The 12,366-nt window shown below is 51.9% G+C and carries 7 protein-coding genes (1 of these 7 only partly in view); 1 reads left to right on the forward strand and 6 read right to left on the reverse strand.

What is annotated here, in order from left to right; all coding sequences use genetic code 11:
• Positions 1 to 1,309, forward strand: partial view of a M23 family metallopeptidase gene (locus K1X45_RS07470; protein ID WP_220160269.1) — the 3' portion only. The gene continues 659 nt to the left of window position 1, outside the view; only the last 1,309 of its 1,968 coding nucleotides appear in the window; its start codon lies beyond the left edge, outside the window; the stop codon is at positions 1,307 to 1,309.
• Positions 1,310 to 1,357: 48 nt separating this feature from the next.
• Here the strand turns inward: K1X45_RS07470 and K1X45_RS07475 are convergent, their stop codons facing one another.
• From K1X45_RS07475 to ptsP, 6 genes are all read right to left on the reverse strand, one after another.
• Positions 1,358 to 2,794, reverse strand: a complete 1,437-nt coding sequence (locus K1X45_RS07475; RefSeq protein ID WP_220160270.1) for a L,D-transpeptidase — start codon at positions 2,792 to 2,794, stop codon at positions 1,358 to 1,360.
• A 298-nt stretch (positions 2,795 to 3,092) separates the two neighbouring features.
• Complete coding sequence (gene clpB / locus K1X45_RS07480; RefSeq protein WP_220160271.1) at positions 3,093 to 5,678, reverse strand: ATP-dependent chaperone ClpB; 2,586 nt, start codon at positions 5,676 to 5,678, stop codon at positions 3,093 to 3,095.
• A gap of 360 nt (positions 5,679 to 6,038) precedes the next feature.
• Positions 6,039 to 6,965 (reverse strand): DUF4167 domain-containing protein, encoded by a 927-nt coding sequence (locus K1X45_RS07485; RefSeq protein ID WP_370627091.1) that lies wholly within the window; start codon positions 6,963 to 6,965, stop codon positions 6,039 to 6,041.
• Positions 6,966 to 7,421: 456 nt separating this feature from the next.
• On the reverse strand, positions 7,422 to 8,297 hold the full coding sequence (gene prmC / locus K1X45_RS07490) for a peptide chain release factor N(5)-glutamine methyltransferase (RefSeq protein WP_220160272.1): 876 nt from the start codon (positions 8,295 to 8,297) through the stop codon (positions 7,422 to 7,424).
• 8 nt (positions 8,298 to 8,305) lie between these two features.
• Positions 8,306 to 9,382 carry a peptide chain release factor 1 gene (gene prfA, locus K1X45_RS07495; protein WP_028233711.1) on the reverse strand — a complete coding sequence of 359 codons (1,077 nt, stop codon included), beginning with the start codon at positions 9,380 to 9,382 and terminating at the stop codon, positions 8,306 to 8,308.
• 140 nt (positions 9,383 to 9,522) lie between these two features.
• Positions 9,523 to 11,793: a phosphoenolpyruvate--protein phosphotransferase gene (gene ptsP, locus K1X45_RS07500; protein WP_075657341.1), complete on the reverse strand. Its 2,271-nt coding sequence runs from the start codon at positions 11,791 to 11,793 to the stop codon at positions 9,523 to 9,525.
• Positions 11,794 to 12,366: the final 573 nt, after the last annotated feature.

A 12,366-nucleotide genomic window follows, 5' to 3' on the forward strand; every position in this document is an offset into this window, starting at 1 on the left:
CGCATCTCTTCATTATGTCGATCCGCTGCGCTTTGGTAATAGCGGCGATTCCCCTTATACGCTAACACAACCGCTTGGCGTGCGTATCACGCAGGAGAATGTCAGCGTCAGCAACCGCCTTCTTGATGGAGAAACCAATACCGGCTTCTCCGAAGATATTATTCCTTTCCGTTCGGATTCAAAAATCATCGATGCTCTGAATAAGAGCGGCTATGAGGGGGAAGATGCGGATAATATTGCTGAAGCCCTGAGCAAGTTGATGAATTCGCCGCGCCTGAAGGCTGGCAGCGTATTGCGTGTGGGCGTGACCTCTTCTGAAGAAGAAGATCATATTGTCCGTGTGACACTCTATAACGGAACAACCCATATTGTTACGGTCGCTCTTGATGACCAAAACCAATATGTTCCGTCTGATGAACCGGAAATGACCCCGCTTCTGCAAACTGCATTTGATGATAATGCACCGCCGCCGACAATCCGCGGTGAGCTGCCATCTGTTTATGATGCCGTTTATAAAGCAGCTCTTGCCTATGGCATGACCAATGATATGGCGCGGCAGCTGATAAAAATGCTGGCGAATGATGTCGATCTGCAATCCAAGATCACCCGCTCCGATGCGATTGAAGCATTCTTCTCCCTGCCGGAAGATTCCGAAAGTGCGAATGAAGAATCTCAGCTGCTCTATGTCAGCGCCAATATGGGCGGCACGACCAAAAAATTCTACCGCTACCAGTCGCCGGAAGGCGGCGTGGAATTTTATGATGAGAACGGCCGCAGTGCCCAACAATTCCTGATTCGTAAACCGGTTCCGAACGGTGTCTTCGGTTCGCCATTCGGCGGACGACGTCATCCTATTCTCGGCTATGTCCGTATGCATACGGGTGTCGACTGGCGCGCACCGCGCGGCTCCCCGATTCTCGCTGCCGGTAATGGTGTTGTTGAAAAAGCCGGCTGGGCCAATGGTTACGGTAATCAGACCATTATCCGTCACGGCAATGGCTATCAGACCAGTTATAACCACCAGAACGCGATTGCTTCCGGCATTACGCCCGGCGCACGTGTTCGTCAGGGACAGCTGATCGGTTATGTCGGTTCAACCGGTCTATCGACCGGCCCGCATTTGCACTACGAAGTTATTGTGAATGGCGCAAAAGTAGATCCGATGCGTATCCGTATGCCGCAAAGTCAGTCTCTGGGTAGAAAGCAGCTGGAGGTCTTTACGCGTGAACGTAACCGTATTGATCAGCTGCTGGATGGCAAGGGAGATGCCCCTGCCAAGGTTGCCAATACATCTCAGGCAAAAAGCTGATAATTTTATAGAATAAAAAAGCGGCCGTTCAGGCCGCTTTTTTATTTCTTATTCCGTAAACTCCACGGTCACTCCGGGTTTTACAAGCTTGACCAGTTCTTCCGCATCCCAATTGGCAAGGCGGATACAACCGTGACTGGCTGTTTTACCAATACGGGACGGATCAGGGGTGCCGTGAATACCATAAGTCGGCTTTGACAGTGCAATCCACACAGTGCCCACCGGCCCGTTAGGCCCCGGCGGCACAATCAGCACCTTGTCATTATTACCCTGTTTGAAATTAATCTTCGGATTATAGGTGTAATTCGGATTGGTCGCGATACGCTCAACCGTCACAATGCCGGACGGCGAAGGATTATCTGCCGAGCCGATTGTCGACGGGTAAGCCACAACCAGTTTGCCGTTTGCATCATAGCCGCGCACTTGTTTACGCGCCTTATCCGCAATAATTTTGGCAATAGGCGCACGCTTCTGCTTGCCCAGATTAGGTACACGGATCACTTCGCCGGGCTGGCGGAAACTGATCCCCGGATTGATTTCCTGAAGATAGTTTTCATCAATGTGGAATTTTTCAGCCAGCATTTCACGCGGCGAGACATAGGCCATTTCCGGCAGCTTTGCCTTCTCGCTGTAATCATTGGGGACAGAAGCCAGATAAAAACGCCCGATATCTTCATTGGTAATCGTATATTCTGTGAAAGCAGGGCCGCCTGTGGCTTCGAGCTGGGCATTAACCTGCGCTTCATCTGCCGGATTGATGCTCAGACCCGTTACTTCCAGATAAGACGCGGCCGCCTTGTCAACATTGCTGCCTGCTTTGCCGTCGATCACGCCCGGTGATGTACCGGCACGATCCAGCATAATCTGATAGGCTGCAAATTTAGCTTTCGCGCCCTGACCTTTCGGCATTACAACCGATGGTGTCTGTGAACCGGACATGCCGGAAGACGTGTTCGGATATTGCCCGTAAGGATCTTCAATCGCAGGTTTGAAATCATTATCATCCGGTGATGGTGCAGCACCGACATCCGGCAAAGCAGAACGGTCAACCGCAGCATTATTCACACCCGTATTGCCACGCGGTGCTGCCGGAAAATAATCCGTGCCAGCATCATCCGGCACATTGGCAAAGCCGTCATAAGGCACGCCGCCACCAACCGGTCCGTTCAATGTCCAGTTATCATTAGAATTCGGCTGCTGCGGAGGCTGTTGCGGATAGCCGCCCGGCTGTTCCTGAATACGCAAAATCTTGCCGCTATTATCCATGGTCACCTGACGCCCTGAAGCATCAATATAGACCCGCACTTTATTATCCTGATAAATAACTTCACCCGGATCATAAAGCTGTGCCATCAACACAGGACGCTCCTCACCGGAAGCAGAACCACCAATATCAAAAGGGGACGCATAAGCGGTCGCCGCTGTCAGACCCGTCAGCGCTGTCACCGACAGTCCGAGATAAGTCTTCCGTAGAATTCCCCGCATTTTATGCATACCACACCCTTTAAAGCGCAAATCTTGTCTCTTCAGCCAGTCGCCTGACCTGAAATGCTTTAGTCGCAGATCAGGCCATTTTTATGGTTAATAACTTAACTGCATATGAAGAAGACAATCCGCAACAGATATTTTTTATAAAGCATGTCGCAGCTAAATGGACTCATTGAGCGTCCGCGAGCATGCGACAATTAAATAAAGCCAAAGCGCCCATGAAAAAGCGGCACCACATTCAGTGATGCCGCTTACCATCTCTTCACTCAATCAGGGTGTATTGTACCCCTGAAGCTCAGTGTTTCGGCTTAGGCTGGAAAACCAGCCGGTCTGATCCGGCCGAAATATCCACAACCGAACCATCGAGGATATCGCCGCCGAGAATTTTCTCTGCAAGCGGGTCCTGTACCTGTTTCTGGATCACCCGTTTCAGCGGGCGGGCACCATAAGCAGGATCATAGCCCTTATCTGCCAGCCAGTTACGGGCATCATCCTCAACATCCAGCGTGATCTTGCGGTCACTCAGCAGGTTCTGCAACCTTGCCAGCTGAATATCGACAATCGCACCCATTTCGGAGCGGCGCAGGCGATGGAACAGAATAATCTCATCCACGCGGTTGAGGAATTCCGGACGGAAAGATGCACGGACAACGCCCATAACTTCTTCACGTACGCTATCCACATCCTGATCTTCATTCAGCGCAACAAGATATTCCGCACCAAGATTGGAGGTCATGATAATCAGCGTATTGCGGAAATCCACCGTACGCCCCTGACCATCGGTCAGACGACCATCATCCAGCACCTGCAACAACACGTTGAAGACATCCGGATGCGCTTTTTCAATCTCGTCGAACAGGATCACCTGATACGGACGACGACGCACAGCTTCTGTCAGCACACCGCCTTCTTCATAACCGACATAGCCCGGAGGGGCACCAATCAGACGGGCAACCGAGTGTTTTTCCATGAATTCGGACATATCAATCCGCACCATGGCCGTTTCATCGGAAAACAGGAATGCGGCCAAAGCTTTGGTCAGTTCTGTTTTACCCACACCGGTTGGTCCTAAGAAGATGAACGAGCCGATCGGGCGGTTCGGATCCTGCAGACCGGCACGGGCACGGCGCACCGCACGCGAGACCGCCTGCACCGCTTCACCCTGACCAATCACCCGCTTGCCGATCTCATCTTCCATACGCAGCAGTTTTTCCCGTTCGCCTTCCAGCATCCGGTCAACCGGAATACCTGTCCAGCGGGAAATGATCTGCGCGATATGATCCGGCGACACAGTTTCTTCCAGCATTGTGCCGGTATTTTCCTGTGCTTCCGCATCGCTCAGCTGTTTTTCCAGCTGCGGAATCGTACCATAAGCCAGTTCACCGGCTTTCTGGAATTCACCATTACGCTGGGCAGTAGCCAGAGCATTACGCGCATCTTCAAGCTGCTTCTTCAGGTCTGCCGCATGGCCGAGTTTCTGCTTTTCTGCCTGCCATTTGGCAGTCAGCTCAGCGGATTCCTCTTCCAGATCGGTCAGCTCTTTTTCAAGACGCTGCAACCGGTCTTTCGAAGCCGTATCGGTTTCCAGCTTGAGCGCTTCTCGCTCAATCTTCAGCTGCATGACACGGCGATCCATCTCGTCCAGCTCTTCCGGCTTGGAATCCACCTGCATACGCAAACGCGCAGCCGCTTCATCCACAAGGTCAATTGCCTTATCCGGCAGAAAACGATCCGTGATGTAGCGGTTCGATAAGCTTGCGGCTGATACCAGAGCAGAATCCGAGATACGTACTTTATGATGCTGCTCGTATTTTTCCTTCAGACCGCGCAGGATCGAGATCGTATCTTCAATGGTTGGCTCATTGACAAATACCGGCTGAAAACGACGGGCAAGAGCCGCATCTTTTTCAACATATTTGCGGTATTCTTCCAATGTCGTCGCGCCAACACAGTGCAGCTCACCACGGGCAAGCGCAGGCTTCAGCAGATTGGACGCATCCATCGCGCCGTCCGATTTACCGGCACCGACCAGAGTGTGCATTTCGTCGATGAACAGGATGATTTCGCCTGCCGCCGCTTCAACTTCCGTCAACACAGCTTTCAGGCGTTCTTCAAATTCACCGCGATATTTCGCACCGGCAATCAGTGCGCCCATATCCAGCGCCATCAACCGCTTGTCTTTCAGCGATTCAGGTACGTCTCCATTGACGATACGCAGTGCTAAGCCTTCGGCGATCGCGGTTTTACCCACGCCCGGTTCACCGATCAGCACCGGATTATTCTTGGTACGACGCGACAGAACCTGAATGGTACGGCGGATTTCTTCATCACGGCCAATAACCGGATCAAGCTTACCGGAACGCGCATCCTCGGTCAGGTCACGGGCATATTTTTTCAGCGCTTCGAAATTGGCTTCAGCAGAAGCACTATCGGCAGTCCGGCCTTTACGCATCTGATTAATCACCTCATTCAAAGCTTTGGCTGTGACACCGGCATGTGTCAGAATTTCATAGGTTTTTGCGCTTTTTTCCAGTGTGAAAGCGGTGAGCAAACGCTCAACCGTGACATAGCTGTCACCGGCTTTGGTGGCCAGTTCTTCCGCAGTGGTCAGGATTTTTGCAAGTGCAGGCGACAGATATAGCTGTCCGCTACCGCCGGTTACTTTCGGCAGTGCAGCCAAGGCACTCTGTAATCCGAGCTTAAGATCAGCAAGGCGACCGCCTGCCCTCTCGATCAGGCCGGAAGCCAGACCTTCTTCATCATCCACCAAAACTTTCAGCAGATGTTCAGGCGCAAATTGCTGGTTATCAGAATTCAATGCAAAGCTTTGCGCTGACTGGAGAAAACCCTGTACGCGCTCGCTGTATTTTTCAATATTCATAATGTCTCCTTTTCGCCCGCCAGCCCTTCAAGGCACCGGCAGATCATGGGTGACGGCTCCCCCTTAAAGGCAGGAACCATTATTCAGAAGATTTAGATAAACGGGACAAAATATTCTGGCAAAAATCAGAACCAGTTTCACTGGAAATGCATGGAATAAATTGCTCCGGCATCCTGTCACAAGGGATATGGGGCGATAGTCCTCTCCCTGCAAGGGCTGAAAGCATGAAGGTGAAAAATTATTATCACAACAGGGGTTAAGCCCCGCCCGCAGTTATGCAAAGCCGCAGCCATGCCCGCCCGCACATAAAAAAACCGGCAGATTTCCCTGCCGGTTTTTATTCTCTCTTATGCAAACAGATTATTCTGTTTCAGCAAAAGCGGTATCCTGATCCTGATTTTCACCATCAGCCTTCGCTGCACGGCTTGTCGTGCGGCGCGGGCGCAGAACACGGCGGGTGCGCGGTGCCGGTGCTTCATCCGCACCGGTTGCTTCAGCAACAACATCCTGCTTCGCTTCCACTGCCGGTGCATCATCACCGTCCTGCATAACAGGCGCAGCGGCACGCGGACGACGACGGGTAACAGGCGCTTCCGCAACTTCAGTCACAACCGGTTCAGCAAAATTTGACGTGACAACCGGCTGTTCAGCAGACTGGTCAAAAGGTACCTGTGCGGCTGCAACCGGCGCTTCCTGTCCCTGATCTGCACCATATTCCGGACGCTGATGACGACGCGGACGCTGCATGCGACCCTGACGGTCATTGTTACGGTCGTTACGATCATTGCGATCATTACGGTCGCCGCGATCCTGACGATTATTTTGCTGACGGTTATTACGGTTGGAAGAACGGGAATTTTCTTCGCCATACATCACTTCAGCAGGCGTGCCTTCGATCACAGGCTGCGGGCCGCTGCCATCATAGACTTCCTGATGCGATACGGACTGGCCGGAATGACCCTGCTCCATACCTTCTTCATCATCAAAGTCATCATCAAAAGCTTCATCGCGCTGCACCGGCGCAGGATTTTGTGCCTGTGCCGCCAGAATAATGCGATTGTAATGTTCAGCGTGCTGCAAATAATTTTCTGCAATCACCCGGTCGCCGGTCGCCTGCGCATCACGGGCCAAAGTCATATATTTTTCGGCAATATGCTGCGCATTACCCCTGATTTTTACATCAGGTCCGTTACTTTCGTAATTACGGGAAAGAGGATTAGGGCCCTTACGGTTATTATTCCCCCGTCCACGCATGCGCCTGTTCTGCTGTCCTGGCCTCATACTCATCTCTTTTCAGATTAGGGGCGAAGAAATCATTTCAGCTGAAAGGGCTGAGCGACTTCATAACTACAATAACAGAAAGCGCGCCCCGCACTTTCAGCGTATAATTTTAATTTAAGTTTTGTGCTGCCGTGTCAGCAACTCCGCAAAGGAGGTCGGTTGAAAAACCACCGGACAGCTGCTGATCAAAATGTCTGAATCACTCATAATTTCGCGTCACATGACACGGTTTTATAAAGATACAAATTCAAACATATAATTTCAGGCTGACAACCCTGTCCGACATACCAATGCATAATTCTTTAAATCGCTGCCGGTTTAAAAATGAGATTACGCATTAGTCCGAATTGTTACCGCATCTTTCATCCATCCTACAGGACATGCGATGCAGTAGCGGTGACAGGAAATTAGACGTGTTTGCCGTAAATTCCAAGTCTTTTTTGGGCATATTAAACATTAAAGTCAACGCTGAAATGACAATGCCCGTTTATGACCGGCCAAATCTTCGGCTACGCTTGTCAGACGGAATGAATATTGTGCAAAAATTGCCTCCGTATCATCCGCCTGTCCTGCCCCGATTTCCACAGCAACTATACCATTATCATGTAGGTAGGCGCCACTGTGCTTTGCAAGAGCACGATAAAAATTTAATCCGTCCTCTCCGCCGTCCAGAGCACGGCGCGGATCGTAATCTTTAACTTCCCTGTCCAGTTCAAGCACTGTTTTTGCCGGAATATAGGGCGGATTCGAGACAATCAGATCATATTTTCCGCGAACGGCACCAAACCAGTCACTTTTCAGAACAGCCAGACGCGACGAAACACCCGCCAATTTTGCATTGATCCGTGCTGCCTGCAGGGCGCCTTCAGCAATATCAACAGCAACACCGCGCGCGGTCTTTATTTCATGCAACAGGGTAATCGCAATTGCCCCCGTACCGGTGCCCATATCCAGAAGATCAACGGAGCCCTTTTCCGAGCCTCTCTGTTCGAGAAACGGCAATACCAGCCCGATCAGCGCCTCTGTATCAGGGCGCGGCTCAAGCGTATCGGTATTTAATTTAAAGTTCAGACCATAAAATTCGCGCTCACCGATGATTCGGTGTACCGGCTCACCGGCCAGCCTGCGCTGCATTGCACCCAGCACTTGCCCCGTCACATCCGGCGCAACTACTGCATCCGAACGGATCACAAAATCTGTCAGTGTTGCACCGGTAAAATGCTGCACCAGCAGGCGTGCATCCAGCTCCGCACCGTCAATTTCTGCCTGTCGCAACTCAAGCCGCACATGGGCTAAGAGCTGACCAAGCGTGTTATTTGTAGTTTCCGGTTTAGTCATAACGGCGATCAATTATCACCCAATTCCGCCAGCAATGCGGTCTGGTGATCCGAAATCAATGCATCCACCAGCTCATCAAGCTCGCCCATCATCACGCGGTCAAGCTTATAGAGTGTGAGATTAATCCGGTGATCCGTCACACGGCCTTGCGGGAAATTATAAGTGCGGATGCGCTCTGAACGATCGCCGGAGCCAACCTGACTGCGCCGCGCTTCCGAGCGTTCGCTCTCTGCACGCTGGCGCTCCATGTCATAAAGACGGGCACGCAAGATCTGCATCGCACGCGCACGGTTCTGGTGCTGCGATTTTTCTGCCTGCACCACCATAATCCCGGTCGGAATATGGGTGATACGTACGGCCGAGTCCGTGGTATTGACGTGCTGACCACCGGCACCGGACGCGCGCATCGTATCAATACGAATATCTTCATTGCGGATTTCAATATCAATATCTTCCGCTTCAGGCAGTACAGCCACCGTTGCCGCCGAGGTATGAATACGTCCGCTGGCTTCTGTTTCCGGCACGCGCTGCACGCGATGCACACCGGATTCAAATTTCATCTTAGAAAACACGCCTTTGCCGGAAATTGTCGCGATAATTTCCTTAAAACCACCGGCGTCGCCTTCACTGGCAGAGACAACCTCAACACGCCAGCCTTTATCCGCTGCATAACGCTCATACATGCGGAAGAGATCGCCGCCAAACAAGGCCGCCTCGGAACCGCCGGTACCGGCGCGAATTTCCAGAATAGCGTTTTTCTCATCCGCCGCATCTTTTGGCAGCAGCAAAATCTGGACTTCGGCTTCCAGCGCCTCGACTTTTTCTTCCGTATCCGGAATTTCCATTTCAGCCAAAGCGCGCATTTCCGCATCGCCTGACGTATCATCGCGCATGGAAACCAGATCGCTCAGCTCCTGACGGGCAGCCTGCAACTCACGGATTTTCAGCGCCACATCTTGCAGCTCGGAATATTCCGACGCCAGTTTGACATAGGTTTCCGGCGAAGGATTATTCGCCATCTGCGCTTCAAGCATGACAAAATGCTTTAACAACTGATCCATTCTGTCTTGCGGAAGCGCGACCATGCGATAATCCTGATAATATAATTCTATGTCTGAAATTCAGTTTTCAGCTTGATGAGGGCACCCATAAAGCATTTCGCAATCAAACGGAAATGCCTGATTGCGAAATTTTCTGCACAAATGTCAGCGCTTTTAGTGGTCTTTTACAGAGGAATGCCCTGTTCGGTTGCAAAACGAACCAGATGTTCGCGGATTGATCCGTTGGCATCAGGTCTCTGCACGAGATCACTCAGAACCGTATTCAGCTGCGCCGCATCAAGCGACAACAGCATATTTTTCACCGGTCCGATTGCCGCTGCAGACATGGAGATAGAACGGAAACCCAGCCCCACCAGCATCATCGCCGTTAATGGCTTACCCGCCATTTCACCGCAGAGTGTCACCGGTTTATTGTGACGCTTGCCCGCTTCGGCAATCTGCTGCAACACCCGCAAAAAGGCCGGAGACAACTGGTCAAAACGATCCGCAATCTGCGCATTGCCACGGTCAACAGCCATAATGAACTGGAACAGATCATTCGATCCTACCGAGGCGAAATCCACTTCACGCATCAGCTCATCCAGCTGCCACAGCAGTGAGGGCACCTCGATCATCGCCCCGACTTTCAGACTGCTCGGCGGCTGATAATCAAAACGGGTCAGGTAATTGACTTCCCGTTCGATAATCTCGCGGGTCGCTTTCACCTCTGCCACTTCTGTCACCATCGGCAACATAATGCGTAATTCACGACCGCCCGCAGCTTTCAACAGAGCTCGCAACTGCGTACGCATCAGACCTGGCCGGTCCAGAGCAAGGCGGATCGCCCGCCAGCCCATCGCCGGATTTTCTTCATGGGCGTTGGAGCGGAAATAAGGCAAAACCTTATCTCCGCCAATGTCCAGTGTGCGGAAGGTTACCGGCTTATCACCCGCCGCTTCCAGCACCGCGCGATAGAGCTTTTCCTGCTGTCCTGAACGCGGGAAAGTAGAAGCCACCATGAATTGCAGTTCCGTGCGGAACAAGCCGACACCATCCGCACCGGATTCTTTCAGCTGCGGCAGATCAACAATCAGCCCGCCATTCATCAGCAAGGAAACCGGCTGACCATCTTTGGTAATCGTCGGCTTATCGCGCAACTCACGATAAAGCGCCTGTCTTTTAGCGCGGAAACGGACTTTCTCCGCATAGGCTGCTTCAACATCAGACTGCGGCCGCAAATGAACACGGCCATCCTCGCCATCAATAATGATCGCATCATTATTTTCAGCCAGTGCTACCACGCCTTTGGCCTGCCCGACCACCGGAATACCCATAGCACGCGCGACAATCACAACATGGCTTGTCGTTGCACCGTCTTCCAGCACCAGACCGCGCACACGCTCGCGCGGATAATCCAGCAATTCGGCAGCGCCCATGGAACGGGCAACAATGATCGAATCCTTCGCCATCATTTCCGCAGCGGTTTTCGGGTCATAGCCCATCAGCTGCCGCATCAGACGATTGGCAAGATCGTCAAAATCACTGAGACGCTCACGCATATAAGGATCGCTCAGATGCATCATCCGTGCGCGCGTATCGCTCTGCACCTTTTCAACTGCTGCTTCTGCGGTCAGGCCGTTGCGGATAGCTTCCTCAAGACGGCGCATCCAGCCACGGTCATGGGCAAACATCCGGTAGGCTTCAAGCACATCACGATGCTCGCCCTCTACTGCCACATCGCGGCGCGACAACATATCGTCAATCGAAAGACGCAGAGATCCCATGGCCTCATCAAGGCGGGTGATTTCATGTTCAATATCTTCATTAAAGAGATTGGTCACAACAATGCGCGGCTCATGCAGCAGCACATGTCCGAGACCAACACCGTCATTGTAAGCATGGCCATTGAAGCTGACAGAACGCCCGTTAGTCAGTTCCACACCGGGACGCGCAAGACGGGTGAGATTGCCTGCCGCAACCATTTCCGCCAGCACCATGGCGGTTGTTTCCAAAGCTTCCAGCTCATCTTCGCGATAAGCCCGCTTGGTGCGGTTCTGCACAACCAGAACACCCATCGTCCGGCCCGCACGCAATACCGGCACACCGAGAAAGGAGTTATAAATTTCTTCGCCGGTTTCAGGCAGATAAGTGAAAGCCGGATGGCTCTGCGCATCAGTCAGATTGAGCGGACGCGCGGTTGCAGCAATCGTACCGACAAGCCCCTGCCCCAGACGCAGCTGCGCCAGATGCACAGCCTGCGGATTCAGACCTTCGGTTGCATAGAGCTCAAGAATTTCATCAGATCGGAGCACATAGAATGAACAGACCTCCGCCACCATATTTTGCGCGATTTCGCGCACGATACGGTCAAGACGTTCCTGCGGTTCGAGCGCTTCCGCCATTAAAGCGCGAAGACGCTTGAGCAAAATCCGGGGTCCGGCTGTCAGCTCACGCATAGGGTCTCAATGCTCCTCCATATGCCTCATGCCAATCTCAAACCACAATACACAATGTATGTGGTTACTCGTCGGCTTTTACCGCTTTTCCGATCGGCCGGTCAGGCATTGTTTCATCCTGATACTACAAGACCAGTCCGATCACGAATCACACCGCTGTGTGCATAGCTCAGTTTGGTTTGCTTGTGAGCATTTTTCTCACAATCGTCCAGAGTACAATTATCAAATCTTATTATTCATTGTGCTCTTATTGCAGTTTACGTGTCTAAAATGGGGCATAAACCGATTAAAGCCTCTCCATCAACAAAAATGATTTTATTCGTCCCGCTGCCTGCTTCTGACCAGAACCGGATCGCTCTGCTCTTATTCTTACTCTCCAGCTATGCAATGGCTGCATAGCTAAACCCTGTATTTCCGCTCACCTCTGAAAAGATAATAGCATGTCGCGGAAAAGTGAGTACCGGTTTTCCGATAGTGACATGCGTAAAAACAAAGAGATAGAGCGAGCGCCATGAATACGATTAAACGCGAAACACTCTGGTATAATGTTGCCGCTCAACAGAAATGAATAGA

Source organism: Pseudochrobactrum sp. Wa41.01b-1, from assembly GCF_019464455.1.
Classification (GTDB): Bacteria; Pseudomonadota; Alphaproteobacteria; order Rhizobiales; family Rhizobiaceae; genus Pseudochrobactrum; species Pseudochrobactrum saccharolyticum.